17 protein-coding genes and 3 tRNA genes are annotated in these 15,682 nt (G+C 49.9%); 15 read left to right on the top strand and 5 right to left on the bottom strand.

Annotated features, from left to right (window positions below; all coding sequences use genetic code 11):
• Window positions 1-112 precede the first annotated feature (112 nt).
• Window positions 113-189: transfer RNA gene (locus AB8996_RS07390), tRNA-Met, on the top strand.
• Here the strand turns inward: AB8996_RS07390 and AB8996_RS07395 are convergent.
• Together AB8996_RS07395 and AB8996_RS07400 are read right to left on the bottom strand one after the other, a co-directional pair.
• Entirely contained in the window at window positions 168-1,616 is a 1,449-nt protein-coding gene (locus tag AB8996_RS07395; RefSeq protein ID WP_369298337.1) for a recombinase family protein, read from the bottom strand. The two genes, AB8996_RS07390 and AB8996_RS07395, sit on opposite strands and share 22 nt — an antisense overlap.
• A 27-nt stretch (window positions 1,617-1,643) precedes the next feature.
• Window positions 1,644-2,375 (bottom strand): helix-turn-helix domain-containing protein, encoded by a 732-nt coding sequence (locus AB8996_RS07400; RefSeq protein ID WP_369298338.1) that lies wholly within the window; start codon window positions 2,373-2,375, stop codon window positions 1,644-1,646.
• 198 nt (window positions 2,376-2,573) lie between these two features.
• On the opposite strand from AB8996_RS07400, the gene AB8996_RS07405 reads away from it, so the two are divergent.
• The 11 genes from AB8996_RS07405 to AB8996_RS07455 all read left to right on the top strand — a co-directional run bounded on the left by AB8996_RS07405 (window position 2,574) and on the right by AB8996_RS07455 (window position 10,730).
• Entirely contained in the window at window positions 2,574-2,792 is a 219-nt protein-coding gene (locus tag AB8996_RS07405; protein ID WP_369298339.1) for a helix-turn-helix domain-containing protein, read from the top strand.
• A gap of 182 nt (window positions 2,793-2,974) precedes the next feature.
• Window positions 2,975-3,373 (top strand): hypothetical protein, encoded by a 399-nt coding sequence (locus tag AB8996_RS07410; RefSeq protein WP_369298340.1) that lies wholly within the window; start codon window positions 2,975-2,977, stop codon window positions 3,371-3,373.
• Window positions 3,374-3,393: 20 nt separating this feature from the next.
• Window positions 3,394-3,618 carry a hypothetical protein gene (locus tag AB8996_RS07415; protein ID WP_369298341.1) on the top strand — a complete coding sequence of 75 codons (225 nt, stop codon included), beginning with the start codon at window positions 3,394-3,396 and terminating at the stop codon, window positions 3,616-3,618.
• 5 nt (window positions 3,619-3,623) lie between these two features.
• The gene (locus AB8996_RS07420; protein WP_369298342.1) at window positions 3,624-4,220 is read left to right on the top strand and encodes a hypothetical protein; all 597 of its coding nucleotides are present in this window, start codon (window positions 3,624-3,626) and stop codon (window positions 4,218-4,220) included.
• Window positions 4,221-4,393: 173 nt separating this feature from the next.
• Window positions 4,394-5,152, top strand: a complete 759-nt coding sequence (locus tag AB8996_RS07425; protein ID WP_369298343.1) for a DUF6017 domain-containing protein — start codon at window positions 4,394-4,396, stop codon at window positions 5,150-5,152.
• A gap of 34 nt (window positions 5,153-5,186) precedes the next feature.
• Window positions 5,187-5,642 carry a hypothetical protein gene (locus tag AB8996_RS07430; protein WP_369298344.1) on the top strand — a complete coding sequence of 152 codons (456 nt, stop codon included), beginning with the start codon at window positions 5,187-5,189 and terminating at the stop codon, window positions 5,640-5,642.
• Window positions 5,643-5,666: 24 nt separating this feature from the next.
• Window positions 5,667-7,082: an S-layer homology domain-containing protein gene (locus AB8996_RS07435; RefSeq protein WP_369298345.1), complete on the top strand. Its 1,416-nt coding sequence runs from the start codon at window positions 5,667-5,669 to the stop codon at window positions 7,080-7,082.
• A 101-nt stretch (window positions 7,083-7,183) separates the two neighbouring features.
• Window positions 7,184-9,052 (top strand): SpaA isopeptide-forming pilin-related protein, encoded by a 1,869-nt coding sequence (locus AB8996_RS07440; protein WP_369298346.1) that lies wholly within the window; start codon window positions 7,184-7,186, stop codon window positions 9,050-9,052.
• Between the two features lie 309 nt (window positions 9,053-9,361).
• Window positions 9,362-9,799, top strand: coding sequence for a hypothetical protein (locus AB8996_RS07445; protein WP_369298347.1), 438 nt, complete (start codon window positions 9,362-9,364; stop codon window positions 9,797-9,799).
• Window positions 9,800-9,806: 7 nt separating this feature from the next.
• Window positions 9,807-10,130 carry a hypothetical protein gene (locus tag AB8996_RS07450; RefSeq protein WP_369298348.1) on the top strand — a complete coding sequence of 108 codons (324 nt, stop codon included), beginning with the start codon at window positions 9,807-9,809 and terminating at the stop codon, window positions 10,128-10,130.
• Window positions 10,131-10,427: 297 nt separating this feature from the next.
• Window positions 10,428-10,730 carry a hypothetical protein gene (locus AB8996_RS07455; protein ID WP_369298349.1) on the top strand — a complete coding sequence of 101 codons (303 nt, stop codon included), beginning with the start codon at window positions 10,428-10,430 and terminating at the stop codon, window positions 10,728-10,730.
• 141 nt (window positions 10,731-10,871) lie between these two features.
• Here the strand turns inward: AB8996_RS07455 and AB8996_RS07460 are convergent, their stop codons facing one another.
• The 3 genes from AB8996_RS07460 to AB8996_RS07470 form a co-directional block, all read right to left on the bottom strand.
• The gene (locus tag AB8996_RS07460) at window positions 10,872-11,618 is read right to left on the bottom strand and encodes a metallophosphoesterase (RefSeq protein WP_369298350.1); all 747 of its coding nucleotides are present in this window, start codon (window positions 11,616-11,618) and stop codon (window positions 10,872-10,874) included.
• 916 nt (window positions 11,619-12,534) lie between these two features.
• Window positions 12,535-12,610, bottom strand: a tRNA-Pro gene (locus tag AB8996_RS07465).
• 41 nt (window positions 12,611-12,651) lie between these two features.
• Window positions 12,652-12,725, bottom strand: a tRNA-Gln gene (locus AB8996_RS07470).
• A 199-nt stretch (window positions 12,726-12,924) separates the two neighbouring features.
• Here AB8996_RS07470 and AB8996_RS07475 point away from each other — a divergent pair.
• The 3 genes from AB8996_RS07475 (at window position 12,925) to AB8996_RS07485 (ending at window position 15,580) form a co-directional block, all read left to right on the top strand.
• A complete protein-coding gene (locus AB8996_RS07475; RefSeq protein ID WP_369298351.1) occupies window positions 12,925-14,166 on the top strand; it encodes an aminopeptidase P N-terminal domain-containing protein in 1,242 nt (413 codons plus the stop codon).
• A gap of 174 nt (window positions 14,167-14,340) precedes the next feature.
• A complete protein-coding gene (locus AB8996_RS07480) occupies window positions 14,341-15,174 on the top strand; it encodes an AraC family ligand binding domain-containing protein (protein ID WP_369298352.1) in 834 nt (277 codons plus the stop codon).
• A complete protein-coding gene (locus tag AB8996_RS07485; protein WP_369298353.1) occupies window positions 15,158-15,580 on the top strand; it encodes a DUF2000 domain-containing protein in 423 nt (140 codons plus the stop codon). The genes AB8996_RS07480 and AB8996_RS07485 overlap by 17 nt, the downstream gene beginning before the upstream one ends.
• Window positions 15,581-15,682 lie beyond the last annotated feature (102 nt).

The following is a 15,682-nucleotide window of genomic DNA, read 5'->3' on the forward strand; positions in this document are numbered from 1 at the left end:
GCGCCGAAACAGAAAATCTGCAAAGAAAATTTCATTCGACAAAAAATAACCCTTGCATTTTTCAATCAAGTGTGCTATATTAAATAAGCTATCCTAAAAGACAGCAAAATATCGCGGGGTGGAGCAGTTCGGTAGCTCGTCGGGCTCATAACCCGAAGGTCGTAGGTTCAAATCCTGCCCCCGCAACCATTTTCCCCTAAGACCGTATTCAATGTACTCTGTATGTTGAATTCGGTCTTATTTTTTATGTCTATGCGGTCAATCAAGAGGTGCACAGCCTTCTCATCGGGAACGGCTTTGATAGATTCCAGCCACGCCCGGATCTGTTCCACTGTAAAATCCTTCGGCGGCTCTGTCTCCTGCAGAGCCGCTATTTCTGTTTTCAGCGCTTTCATCTGTTCTCCAATATCCGCAACGACCTCACCCGGCAGTTCCCCGGTGGAAAGGTTTTTCATCAGCGAATCATACTCTCTCTGCTTTTCGGAAATGCGCTTCTTCAGCACCGCCTTAAATTCTTCCATGCGTGAGCCCTCCCCATTCCGATATTTTCGGAGAGCGTCTGAAATGACTTTCTGGTTTTCTTCGGAAAGAAGCTCGTGCAGATATTTGACTGCCGCACGATCCACCTCTTCCATATGCACTGCCGGAGCACCGCATTTTGCGGAACAGACAAAATAATGGTAGGTATGCCCCTTACGCTCAGACTTCTGCGCGTGCATTTTCGCTCCGCATTCACAATAGACCAACCCGCTGCACAAATAACCGGCTTTCTTCCCTGTCTGCTTCCGTTCTGTCATAATTCTCTGCACCTCCGCAAATTGCGCCTTGCCAATGATTGCCGGCAGGGCGTTTTCTATTCTGATGGCATTCGGCTTTCCGCGCCGATCTGCCCTGTCCTTTTCCTCATCGGGAGTGTAAAGGAACACTCCTGTATACTTCTCGTTTCTCAGCATTTCATAAATCTGCGTGTATTTGATGGTTTTTCCCCGTTTCCCGCAGATTCCCCGTTCCTGCATTTCCCGAAGGAGCTCTGTAAACCCGACACGTTCCTGAGCGGCGCTGAAAATCCTCTTAACATAGGCGGCTTCCAGCTCGTTTATTACATAGCGCTGCTCTACCACGTCATAACCGAAAGGCGGGTAGCCCCCGGTGTGCAGCCCTTTCAGGGCTGTTTCCCTCAAGCCTTTCTTTGTTTCGGACGCCAGGTTGTCAATATAGTATTCCGACAGGCTCCACATCAGGGCGCGCATGATCTTTGCTTCGTTGGTCGTGCCAAAATCCTGCGCCACGGCTACCAGCTTCACGCCCTTATCGTTCAGGCGCTTCTCCAGATTGACGTGTTCCCCCAGGTTTCGGGCAATACGGTCATATTTGTGAATGAGAATGGTATCAAATAAGCCCTTGTCGGCGTCCCGCAAGAGCTTTTGGTATTTTATCCGGCTGGCGGTTTTCGCACCTTTCCCGCTTATGGCTTCATCGGCGTAAACCTCCAGCACCTGAAGCTCATGTTTCGCGGCGTATTCCCTGCAGGTCCGCACCTGGGCTTCTATACTGTCCTCTGTTTGCTTGTCCGAGGAATACCGAGCGTAGATTGCAGCGGTGGATATGTGATTCAAACAATCACTTCCTCTACAAAGAAACTGTCATCTGCTTATTTCTTCTAAAAATTGTGCAAGAGCTTTATCTATTATCTTTTTCTCTTCTTTATGCAATAGAGAGTATTCTGTTTTAATATAACGAGGAAGGTCTTTTACATCAAGTGATGATGGTATATTCGTTATATTCCACATATCTGCAAGACGCATAATTAATGTGTCTCTTTCGCTCTCTGGTTGTTGTTCAATATACAATAACAGTTTATCAAGCGGTGAACCAGCTCTTTCAATAGCCGATGCTAAGTTATGATTATATGCATCTAACAATAATCCAACTGCTTTGTCCGTTGAATTACAGGTTTCTACACTTGCACGACAAAGAAAATCAAGAAGCCTTTCCACGTTTGGCAATTTAATGGCTTCTTTGCGATTTTGTGGTATTCTCGCAAGTAAATGAGCAAAAGAGAGAATGTCTTTTTGCGCATTCTCATTCATAAGCAACATTAAACCTGTAACATTTTCAATGCAATTCCACTCTTTCTGCGATTCAAGCAAATTCTTATAAGAAGAAAAAGTCAGCCTAGTAGGAATTTCTATTAGCTCATAAACAGGAACATCCAGAGCAGAAGCTATTTTCTCTAAAGTCACATCTCGAGGTTGAACTGTGCCTGATTCATATTTTCTTATCGCAGAATCAGCCATTCCACACTTGTCTGCAACCTGCTTTTGTGTCATACCCTTTTCTTTCCTTATGGCACGTATGCGCTCACCTGTAGTCATGAACTCACCTCTTTTTTGAATTATAACACAATACACCAAGAAAGCCAACTAAGTTTTTTTTAGCAAAAAATAGACCAAAAAAATATCTTTTTAAGGTTGACAATTGGTCTGTAAGGTGCTACAATGCACGTAGACCAAGAAAGTATCTGTATTGAAAAGTATTTGGTCTGAAATTTGATATGATAGGAGGAATTCACTATGAAGTTGAACCGAGGTAATTTTTATCTGTACTTAGCCCGCTCCTGTATGAACATTTCAGATTTTTCTAAAGAGTCCGGCATACCGCTGAACACCGTGAAACGCGCAGCATATGGTCGTTCTATTACGCCAAAAACGACAGGCAAAATCGCAAAAGCGCTCGGGGTGGATCCACGCGAGATTCTGGAAGAGGAGGTGGCGGTTGGTGAAAAAGAATAGCTCTACCTGCTGCCATGTTCCTGTTTCTGCCCGCATGGTTCGCCAGGAGGACGGCACTTACGCGCTTGACCCTGAGCGTTCCACATATGCCGATATCCCCGCTGATACCATCGCACGTTTTCTCCTGGAGCGGCTCGGCACAAATTTTTCGGAAGGTAGGATAGTTGATGGAAATTCATAGCGTGGAACTGACACCGCGAACCAGATTCAAATATTTTATTTGGGCGATCTCCGCGCTGGGACATCTATCTCAGGGGACACATTACCGAAATTGGAAGGACGCTACCGTCTGCCGAGAAGCTGTTCCTGCTCTCCAGCTTTTCCTGCTGGAATGGGCGGCGGAACGGAGCAAACAGAGAGAAAAAGAGCCGAATCCTGCTGTTGGCTACGGGTTGGAGAATGAGATAGCCGCAGCAGTGGATTTCCTCACCGACGTAGGCAATGGAGACGCCGCCGCAGATAAAGAGCTCTTCTATCAGGCACTGAACACCTTTTATAAGGTTGAGCGGCTGAGATCAAGGCATATCACGCCGGAGGAATACCGGCGAATCCACGAATTCGAATTGGAGGAAAAAACATGAAAAGCAAGATTACAGTAGAAATGGAACTTGTTAAATTGATGGAAGCGTTTAACAAGCCCATACGACAGTTTATTAAGGCAGATTTTGGCACCAAAACTGAGCTGGTTCAGATGTTTTGCGACTGCTGCTCGGCTTCCGGCAAGCACACTGTGACCCCCAGCTCACCACTCGCTCTTGGGTTCTTTTCGTTCATGGCAGGCGTTGAGTACGGAAGGTCTGGCACCAACGGGCAGGAGGAATTGTAAAACACATGGTAACGGTATTTGATGGAGAATTAACAGTACGGTTCAGCTTTTCTTTTGCTGAACCTGAACAGGAAAGTGTACAGCCCTCATTTGAGGAGAAAATCATAGACCGATTCTTTTTCAGTGAGGACAAGCAGGCATATTACATCGAGGATATCGAGGAGTTTATCTCTGAGTGGAACAAAAGCATTTTTGAAAGCATAGGAGACCCCGATTTCACAGAAACGACAGAGTTCCTTCGTTATGAGCAGGTCAGTAATGAACCTACCTACACAGTAGCGCCAACATATGATTTCTATGATTTTCTCCGTGATAGCGATCCAAGATGGGTCGCTTCCATGCAGGAGGACGAGTTTGAAAAGCTGGGATTCCTGAACGCTGATGGGCGACCTGTCGAAGAAATTGCAGATCACATTCTAAGGTACGCCTCACCGGAGGTGAAGCGTGGGGAAATCATCACAGCCCTGACCGCTGAAAAGGGACGCCGAGAGAAATTTCCACTGCTTGAGGTAAGGGGATTTCAGCAAGGAATCGTAAAAAAGGAGCGGTTTGTGAGAGCAGAGAAAATGCTGCCACCACAAGAACAGGGCATGGCGCGATAGAAGGTTTCCAGCGGGTTTCCTGCAAAAAAGCCCGCCTCCAGCCCCCACAGGGGCAACCACTCCTCCTTATATGGTTGCCTCCCGGTTCTGCCGGGAAGCAACCAAGAGAGGAAGAAAGGAAAAGCTTACATATGCCGGTGTGTCGGGTCGAAAAAAACAAAGGCTTTACCATATTGAGCAATCATATTCTCCGGGACAAGCGGCTTTCCATGAAAGCCCGCGGGCTTCTCGCCTACGTTCTTTCCCTCCCCGACGATTGGGATTATACCGTTGCCGGGCTTTCCGCAGCGGCGGGAATGGGAAAGGCGGCAGTGAACAGCGGTTTGCACGAAATGGAAGCTGTCGGGTATCTGACCCGGCGTATGCTGCGGGCAGAGGACGGTACATTCCTCGACATCGAGTACACCTTCCATGAAGCACCACTGCTTGCGGATCAGGAAGCAGCCGTAGAGGAACAGAAAAAGCAAAAGGTTCAAAAAAGCAAGGAAAACACTGGACTTTCACCGTTTTCTGATTTTCGGTTAACGGATAATCGGCAAACGGTTCTATATAAGGATAAAGAAAAACAAAGCACTAAAAGAACAAAGAATCTATCTATCCACCCGGCAGAAATCAAAACGCAGATTGGTTTTGATTTTCTCGCAGCGGAGTACGGAGCAGAGCGGATAGAAGCAATTATTGACCTGATTTCCGAGGTCTATTCCATGACGGGAAAGACGGTGAACGTCGGGAAAACACCTTTCCCTGTCTCAGCCGTACAGGAACGGTTCTCGAAGCTGGAACGGGAGCACATCGAGTACGTTTTGGATTCGCTGGATCGTCAGCAGAACCCAATCCGCAACCCGAAGGGCTACCTGCTGGCAAGCCTGTATAACGCCCCCACAACGATGATAGAGCAGTGGCGTAACCGGGCGAATGTCGATTCCGGGTAATTGCTTCCGACAGCAGAGAAAGGAGGAAAACGCCATGAAAGAAGCGATATGGAACAGCCGGGCAGCTGTTCAAAAACTCCTGCAGAATTACAACGCATTTACTCTTATTCCGCAGGCGTGGACAGCCCCCGGAAGTATACTGGTCAAGCTCGATGAAGCTGGAAAAAAACTGCTTAATCTGGGAGAAGTGAACCCTGCTTATAAACTGCAATTCGGGCTTCTGCAAGCTCACTACGTAGATGGAATTTCACTTGAAAAGCTGGAAGAGCGGTATGGGCTTTCCCAAAGGTCGATTTACCTTTACCTGGGACGAGGACTTGACTTTTTGACCGACTTGATCTACAACAACCCGCCGCCATCGGCGGTTGACATAGATTTCCAAGAGCCGGAGAACTCCGGCTCCCGCAAAGAAAGCGAGGTGAAACAAGGCAGAAAGGGTTGTATTGAAGCAGAATTTGCGGTACAATCCAAGGTAAGGAAATTTGACTGAAAACAGGTGTTTAGGAGGATCAGCATGAAAAAAAGAGGCTTGTTGAAGAAAATAGCAGCGGCTGTACTGAGCGCCGCAATGCTCGCCGGAGCTGCCGTGACTGCCAGCGCCGCCAGTGTGGCGGATTTCAAGGACGTGTCTCCCAAGGCATGGTACTATGACGCGGTGGAATACGCCGCGGATAACGGGCTGTTCCAGGGAACCACCCCCAATAAATTTTCCCCCAACGGCGCTATGCAGCGGGGAATGTTCGTGGCGGTTCTCAGCCGCTATGCGCAGATCGATGAGAGCCAGTACCTGTTGTATCGCTTCAACGATGTGAAGCAGGGCAGCTACTATGCCGTCGGCGTGGAATGGGCAGCCCGGTACGGCATTGTTTCCGGCACGGGGAAAAAGACCTTCTCCCCCCTGCAGAACGTTACCCGGGAGCAGATCGCCACGTTCCTGTTCCGCTACGCCAAGGCCACCGGCAACGATACCTCCTATTCCGAGGACGCCTACAACAGTTTCCCGGATACGGGCAAGGTTTCCTCCTTTGCCGTGGAAGCCATGAAGTGGGCGACCTCCCACGGTATCATCAACGGCAGCGATGGCAAGCTGAACCCCAAGGGAACGGCGACCCGGGCGCAGGTAGCGCAGGTGTTTTTAAGCGCCAGCAGCATTCTCACCAGCAATACGATGGTGATAGAGCCTGTCATGCCCGATGAAGAACCCGTGGAACCCTCCACTGACCCCAAGGCGCACCCCAACAACGTGTTCAATGTGTTTGCCCGGGAATACAGCGCCGCCAATGATTGGCAGGTGAGCAGTAAGAATAACGTTGACCCTGCTATCCAGCAGCAGCTCATCGACGGCTTAAAGGGCAAGACCGGCAACGCCGTTTGGAATGAAATTGCGCTGAAGGGCGCAAGCCACGGCGGAGCTGGTGCAGCCCGCAAAGAAACATTTATTGTCATGAACGGTGATGAAAAAATGGAATCTTTTTGCCGGGCAACATCTGTAGAAAAAATGATAGAAAACATCCAGAAAAAGCTTGAACAATTTTCAGATGTAAAGTACTTTTGTATTGCTCTGAATGATTTCACTGATGACGTAGGTACAGTGTTCAAAGACCTTTATTATCATATCTACCTCATCAACACCCCTGATGCTTTTGTAGACCCTGCTGACAGCGCCTATACCGCAGAAGTAAAACGGTTGGTTGCGGAACGTCTGCCTTCCGGCTTTGTGTGGTCGAAAGAAGCGCATGGCGGCAGTTGGTCCGATTCAGATGGATTAGCAAGGGAAAGCGCAGACGCTGAAGCCGACTGGATGGTTCACACCTATGAGCATATGTGGATTCAAGACGGTCATTCTCTGGAGGGATATGTTGTTTACTACATTTCTTTCGAGGGAATGAATGACGATGGTACCGAGCGGCTGATTCACTGGGAAGCCTGAAAAATTTTTTCATAAGTAAAGCGATTCCTACCTGAACCCCTGTTGGAGAAATCCAATGAGGTTTCTCCACCCTAAATTCAAAAAGCGAAAGGAAAAAATTCATGAAAATACGAAAAAAATCATTTTTATGCCTCACGTTACTGCTGATAGTTATCCTCTGTATCAGCGGCGCAATTCCTGCCTTTGCTTCTATTCAGAGTGTAGAAGCGCTCAACGCCCCCACCGCACAGGAGAATCTGACGGAGACCCTTGAAACACCTATGATCTGCGAAGAACAGCCTGTATCCGCTAACGGTATGAGACGGGCGGCAGCGAGGGAAGCGGTAAGAGGCACTCTGGTAGAGCGCCACGATATCCGCTGTATCCAGAACCCGGTTTCCGGGCTGACCAGTTTAGGTCATGGGGACGGCAGCATTTCTTACCAGACCGTAAAGGCGCTGAAAAAGGACGGGAAATACAAGGTCGTGTACTGCCTGGAATACATGAAGCCCTCTGCTGACGGCATCGACTACTCCGAAAGCGCACCCAGCGGCTACGATGAAAAAACGCGGGCGCTGATCGGCGACATCATCGCCAATGGCTGGCAGTACAGTGGGGATAAATTCGGCAAGGAAACGCCCTTTGAAACGGAGCGGTACAAATTCTGCGCCACACAGATGATGATCTGGGCGGCGTTGGGCGGAAATATCTATTATGATTCCAACGGCGTTATTACCTTTAAGGACTGCGTTTCCCACGATGTGGAGCTGATCGCTATGCAGAGCGGCTTCTACAATGAGTACTACGCTTATTTCTTCCAGTTGAAGAACAAACTGGTTGCTCTGCGGAAGATCCCCAGCTTTGCTTTTAGAAAAGACACAGAAGCGTTTAATCGCCCTGCCACCCTTTCAGCCAAAGATGATGGCACGTTCTCGTTAATAGTGCAGGATAAAAACAAAGTGCTCGACCATTTTGATTTCACCTTTGCAGATGGTAGCGTAACCGCGGAAAAAACTGGCAACAACCTGAAGCTCACCGCAAATGGCGAGATCGCTGATTCAGTGATTTCAAAAAAGGCTGTCTTTGAAATCGAGGGCGGCAAGGACGCTTTCATTCTCTGGAAGACCAGTGGTAACTACCAGCCCATGGTGGAATGCAAAGACAATGAGATCGACCCCGTGGCTGCCTATATTGCCGTGCAGACCGGGGAAGGCGAGCAGGAGGAAATCCCGTGGGAAAGCAAGGTTAGGTTCATTAAAACGGATTCCGAAACCGGGAGAATTCCGCAGGGTGACGCTACTTTTGCCGGAGCCGTGTATGGCTTCTACGATAAAAACGACACCCTGCTGGATACGTATGTTACGGATTCCAAGGGAGAATTTGTCACAAAAGCTTATCCTGCTGGAACATACTACTTCAAGGAAATCTCCCCGCCCCGCGGGTATCTGCTCAGCGATGAGAAAGCATGGGTCGCTCTCACCCCAACCCCCGCAGAACTGGCTTTGAAAAATGCTACTCCCAGTGAGCTCGTTCTGAAAGAGGTAGCGGCTAACGAGCTGGTCTTGAACGGAGAGGCTTCCCATTCCAAAGCGCGATCTAAGGTAACTGCCAAAACAGCGGAAGATCTTCCTGTCAATACGCTGGAGGTCATGGACAAAACGGAGGACGGTTTCTTCCCCGTCAAACTGACGATGAAGAACGAAAAGGGAGAAGCCAGGTCTGACATTCTCGTCTATTTTGATTTTTATGGCGAAGAATTTCTCGCCATCACAGATGAAAACGGCGAATGTGGCTTTCTGCCCTCTGCATTGCTCACCACCTTAAAAAACGGCGGATGTACCTGCTTAGACATCGGACAGGTTGTACATGGAGACGTAACCCCCTTTGATGATACACGGGAAAAGGTCTTAGACAACTTCTTGCAGGGAAATGAATTTAGCAGCAGCTACAGGAATATCGACGGTATCAAGTATTCCTATCCGCAGAGCTGAATAAGCCTATCTTGAGAGGGAAACAGCAGGGGATTCCCAGCTTTTCCCTCTCTCTTTTTATCCAAAAGAGAGAACAGGTACTTATTTACAGTCTGAGAGCCAGAGAATCCCGATCGCTTTTCTCTGAAAGAGCTGACTGACGATTTTATCTTAGCCAGCACTGGGTCGTGAGCCCCACCGTAGGACACAAAGCGGGACACGTCCCGCTTTGCTCCTCCGGCGCTACGACCCTCTGGTTAGGGGCAAGCCCCTAAAACCCCCTTTATACGCTATTCCGCACATCAAACGAAACGAAAGGACGTGATATCTTTGCCAAGGAAAAGAGACAACGGTGTGCACGTGTATCTGTCCGATATTGAGAAGCAGCGGCTGACAGAGTATGCCAAGAAGTGCAATGTTTCCGAAAGCGGGTATCTCCGCCGTCTGCTCCTCGGCATTGCCCCCAGCGAATTTCCACCTGGTGACTATGCGGCGATCCTGCAATGTATGAGAGATATCGCCAATGATTTGCAGAATATTTCCGAGGTCGCACGAGAGATCGGGGACATCGACAGCGAGAACATCGGGAAGCTCATGAAAGGTCAGTATTCCCTTGTCCGCGAGCTGGAAAAGGAAGCGTATCAGTCTTCCCAGCTTCTCTCAGACGGCGGCACAAAACTTTGCAGAGACGGGCAGCAGGTTCCCATTGCAGACCTCCCGGAATCGCTGGAGGAAAGCTACTGCCCCATCGATATGGAAGGAGAATGAAGTGTAAATGAGCAAGCAGAAAAACGTGACCCTCTACTGTACAGAGGGCGAATACCGAACGTACCGGGACGGTGCCGCCAAGGAAGACGTTTCCGTCAGCACCTATCTTCGCCGCCGACTTCAGCGCCTTTCCTACGGAAACTCAACTCCGCCGGAGTGGATCGGAGAAGCTGTGGTAGAACTGCGGAAAATCGGCAACCTGCTGAACCAGGTCGCCGCCGTGGCAAACTCTACCGGGAAAATTGATGCCGAAATCTACACCTATAACGTCCAAAAATTGTTCCGGCAGATCGAAAAACTGGAACGTCAAAGCGCCCTCCCGGGCGATTGAAAAGCAAATCCAAAGGCGTGAAAACAGCAGATTATTCGGCTGATTTTTGGGTTGAAAATTCGCTCTTCCGCCCCTCAAAAGGAGATAGGATTGATATGAAAAATCAATCCTGAAAGGGGTGATTTTCTATCCTAGCCAGCACCGCATGTGTACACCACCTTAGATATACAAAACGTATATCCAAGGTGGCACTCATGCCGCTGTTTAGGGGCAAGCCCCTGACACCCCCACACTTACATTTCATTCACAGAAAGGGAAAAGAAAATGAGACGTCAAGACGCTCAAGTTTTGATTCGTATGTTACACAAGGAAAAAGAAGCGTTACAGAAAAAAGCTGACCGCTGTGGCTTGTCTGTCAGCGAATATCTCCGCCAGCTGGCACGAGGGGTCAAGCCAAAAGAATTTCCTCCAGGGGACTATGCCAGAATCCTGCAGGAAATGAAATCTATCAATGAAAAACTGTTCCGTATGATGGAGTGGTCTGGTGACGCACTCTATGACGATTTCCTCCAGCTCATCAAGTCGTATAACATCGCCATTGGTGAGCTGACAAAAAGAGCCTATGGTGATGAAGACTTTCCCATTGAGGAATTGCTCTGATCTGGAACGCCGGATTTGGAAGCGGCACTGGATCTGGTAAGACATTCTGAAGAAACTGTAAAAAAGTTGTTCGGCTGAAACCGAAAATAGACAGGCAGGAACCCCTGACCATATCGGTCAGGGGTTCCTTGTTGCATATTATTAGTCTTCCACTACAATACAGTTGACCGTTCCACTATGGGCGGTACAGGCGTCGATGGCAATAATTCCTTTCCCATAGTAGGGGCTGAAATCAGCGTCCGCTCCAAATTCTGATCCCTTATTCTCAAATTTGCTGTGCCCATAACTGGCATGCCAGTGACCGCAAACGATGGTCTTTCTCTCTATCGTCACGGTTTGCGCCGCGTCCATGCCGTTATACCACCGCGCCCTTGCCCACTCTTCCGCACCTGCCGTTCTCCAATTCTCCATGAAGCTGTAGCCTTCTGCACTTTCGTTGCAGGGAATCCAGCCGTGAACAAAAATATAGTGATCTGTCTCGTAGTAATCCCTCATTGCGGGAATAATTCTGCTGTTGTAGGGCGTTTTTTCTGCTTCCGCGATCAGTTTCTCGCCAGACAACGCATCAATGTAATCCAGCTTGCTAAGCTGCAAAACGGTATCAAAAGTACCATTGTGCAGATGGTGACTGTACAACACCCCGTGGTCTGTGGTGATCAGCTTTCGGAAAAGGTCTTCATGATTTCCTCGAATCAGGATCACGCGATCTTGATCCATGAGATCAAGAACAAATTGCTGAAGAGCGTCCGCCTCATACCCACGGTCAAACAGATCTCCCAAAATTACTAGCTTGTGCGGCTCCGAGTCCGTGAAATACCCTGCTTGTTCCAAGATGTTTTTGAACTGTGTAAAATACCCATGAATGTCGGACACTACATAATACTTCATGCTGATCTCCTCTGTCCAAATAAGAAAAATTGCAAGCGCAAGACTTGACAACACTTGATTTGTCCTCTATAATAAACATATAGGAAGTCTGCCGATAGACGGTTGACCCGGTTATGACTTACTTAAAAAAGCAGTTGCTAACCTTGGTCGGGGCGACTGTTTTTGTTTATTGCACGTATCAAGACTTGACAGCACTTGATTTATCCTCTATAATATAAGCGTAAAGAAAGTCTGCCGATAGACGGTTGACTCAAGAAGGATGTTTAGTAAGTACTAAGCAGTCGCTACTTGGCAGAGTGGCGGCTGCTGCTTTTTACCTGAATTGTCACAGTCCAAATAAGGATGTGAAAAGTCAATGTAATCGGCATTGCTTCACCCCCTTTCGGGTGGTGTAGCCAACCGCCTACCGTTATGGCAGACTTCCGCACGGTTTCCCATGCATTCATATCATAACAGAAAATTCGACCGAATGCAATATTGAAACAGTATTTCTGGCAAACTGTGTTGCAAACCCCCGCAACCAAAGAATTCCAGCAAACTCCTTGTGGGTTGGCTGGAATTTTTCGTTTTCGAGCAGGTTTGAATCTGCGACTTTCCCATGTTTGAGACCGCCCGGGCTCATACCCGAAGGGACCTGCTCGCCGGTGGCGAGCGTCCAGGTCCGACCGAGCCGACAGGCGAGACCGTGGTTCAAATCCGTCTCATCTGTCGATTCGGGCTGTTCGCACCAGAGCGCCACCGGCGCTTTGCACCTCTCCCGAGTCCGAGTCACTCTTACCACAAAAAGCAAGGGAAGGCTGCCCTTGCGTAGTCTCCCCTTACTTTTGGTTCTGCCATAAAAATGATATTTTCAGCGCGGGTCACGCAGCAAAAACATAGAAAACACCTGCGGTTCGCGAATTGCTCACCGCAGGTGTGGTCGAAGTGGCGAGACTCGAACTCGCGGCCTCCACGTCCCGAACGTGGCGCGCTACCAACTGCGCTACACCTCGTAAAAAGCAGCCTCGGCTCAAATGTTATCGCCGAGGCTGCTTGGCAGCGGTACCAGGATTTGAACCCAGACGAACAGAGTCAGAGTCTGCTGTGCTACCATTACACAATACCGCTATAGCCCTTGTCCAAGTCCTCAAAAGCACGCTGACCCGAACAGCAATATATATTATACCCAAATTTTTACGCTTGTCAAGGTAAAAATCAAAATTTTCCTTTTTTCTTCTTTCTGTGGTCTTGCATTGGGAAAAATGCGGGACTATAATGGAACACGGAAATTTAACATAATGGCATTTTGCCGTGGAAAGGATTTACGATGAACGCTTCATTTCATGTGGAAAACCGCAGGGCGCTGCTGAACGCTTTGCCGGACAATTCAATGGCTGTGCTGTTCTCCGGGGAAGCGCCCCGGCAGTCCGCCGACGCTTATTACTCTTTCTTTTGCAGCCGGAACTTCCTCTATCTCACCGGCGTGGACTTTCACGGGCTGGTGCTGCTGCTTCAAAAGCGGAACGGCACGGTGCGGGAAACCATTTATATTCTGCCCCATGACGTGATGAAAGAGCGCTGGACAGGGCGCCGCCCCACCATAGACGAGGTCAGGGCGCAGTCCGGGCTGGAAAATATCCGCATGGTGGAGAATTTTGAAGAGGATTTCCGCCGGGCCGCCACCTCCGGCGACTACGAGACCCTGTGGCTGGACCTGTTCCTGAACACCGCCGACGAATCCCTCACCCTGCCCCACCGCTTCGCAAAAGACGCTGCCGCAAAATATCCCGGCGTACAGGTAAAGGACGTTATGCCCCTCATGCGGCGCATTCGCACCATCAAAAAGCCCTGTGAGATCGAAGCGATGAAAAAGGCTGCCGTGATCACCGGCGAGGGCATTCGCGCCATGATGCAGGCGTCCAAGCCCGGCATGTACGAGTATGAATACAAAGCGGAATTTGACTATGCTTTAGCAAAGCGGGGCGTGCTGACCCCGGCGTTCCACTCCATCATTTCCGCCGGGAAAAACAATTTTTGCATTCACTACGACAGCTACATGGGGCAGGCGCAGGACGGTGACCTGATCCTGAACGATGTGGGCGCATGGTGGGACAACGAAGTGAACGACGTGTCCCGCGCCTGGCCCTGCAACGGGAAATTCACCAGGGAGCAGGCGGCGCTGTACCAGTGCGCCTACAACACCTCGGAGTATATGTTCTCCATCATCAAGCCCGGAATGCCCATGGCTTCCGTGGACCAGACCGCCCGGGAATTCTGCTGTGAGCAGCTGAAAAAGCTGGGGAAGCTCAGCTCCTATGATGAGATCGGGAAATATATGTGGCACGGCGGCGCCCACCATATCGGCTACGACGTTCACGACGAGGTGGATATGACCCGCCCGGTGTCCGCCGGCATGGTGTTCTGCGTGGACATCGGCATCTACGACGAAGACAGCGGCATCGGCTTCCGCCTGGAGGACAACTGCCACGTGACGGAAACCGGCTGTGAGAACCTGACCGGCGCAATCCCCCGTAAGCTGGAGGACGTGGAAGCAGCCATGAAAAAGTAAGGATTCTCTCCCTCAGCCTTTTTCTACTTATCAGACAAGCGGCCGCCCGAATCAAACGGGTGGTCGTTTTATTATCTCAATCACCTTTCCGGGCTGTTCCGAAAAAATGAAGATATTTTACAAGCCTCTCCGTTCCATATCTGCTATACTGAACGTAAAAGGGAGGGCAGCCCCATGAAAAGAGAAGAGCGCACCGCGGTATATGACAGGGAACTGCACATAGAAGCCTATCGGCTGGAGGGGGTCACCCAGCCCTTTCCCAGCCATTTTCACGACTACTATGTGATCGGGCTGGTAGAGCAGGGCGAACGGCTCCTTTCCTGCAACGGTGAAAACCTGTTTGTGAAAGCCGGAGATATTTTGCTGTTCTGCCCCGGCGACAGCCATGCCTGTGTCCAAAGCGGCGGGGCGCTGGATTACCGGGGCGTAAATCTCCCCCAGGAAACTATGATGGCTTTAATGGAAGAGCTAACCGGGAAGCCGGAGCTGCCGGGATTTTCAAAGCACGTGGTGCTTGACGAGGAGATCGGGTGCTGTCTGCGCCGTCTGCACGGGCTTGTCATGGAACATTCCCCCGGCATAGAAAAGGAGGAATGCCTGCTGTTTTTCCTCTCCCTGCTGTTGGAAAAGTACGGGCAGCCCTTTGAGCCCTTTCCCGGCGGATACCGGGAAGAAATAGACGCCGCCTGTGCGTTTTTGGAAGAGCACCTTGCGGAACCGGTCAGTTTGGATCAGATCTGCGGCGCTGTAGGGCTGAGCAAATCCACCCTGCTGCGGGCTTTCGCAAAAGCAAAAGGCATGACTCCCTACAATTATCTGGTGAACCTTCGTATCGGCAGGGCAAAACACCTGTTGGAGCATGGCGCGACTCCTATGGAAGCGGCGCTGGATACGGGGTTCTGCGACCAGAGCCATTTTACAGGTGTGTTCCATCGGCTGTTAGGCTTGACCCCCGGTCTGTACCGGGAGATTTTTACAAAGGAGAAAGAAAATGGACCGGCAAAATGAAAAATGCGTTGTGATACTGGACGAAAAATTGCCCACAGGCATTCTTGCCAACACCGCGGCGATCCTTGGGATCACTTTGGGCAGGCACCGCCCGGAGGTGGTGGGCGCTGACGTGGCAGACGGAAGCGGCGGCAAACATTTGGGCATTATCGAGTTTCCCGTGCCGGTCCTGAAAAGCACGGCGGAAGGTCTTCGGGAAATCCGAAAAAAGCTGTGCCAGCCGGAATTTCAAGGTCTGACCGTGGTGGATTTTTCCGACAAGGCGCAAAGCTGTAAGACATACGATGAGTTCCGGGAAAAAATGGCGCGGACAGAAGAACGGGACCTGCGCTACTTTGGTATTGCCATTTGCGGGGAAAAGAAGAAAATCAACCGCCTGACAGGCAGTATGCCCCTATTGAGATAACAGGAGCCGGGTTCAAATGAATCCGGCTCCTGCTTGAGCGTGTCGAAAAACATTTCGCCCCGCTCAAACATATTGAGGGAATCTTTGATTCCCTCAATATGT

Source organism: uncultured Neglectibacter sp. (assembly GCA_937958185.1).
GTDB lineage: Bacteria > Bacillota > Clostridia > Oscillospirales > Acutalibacteraceae > Acutalibacter.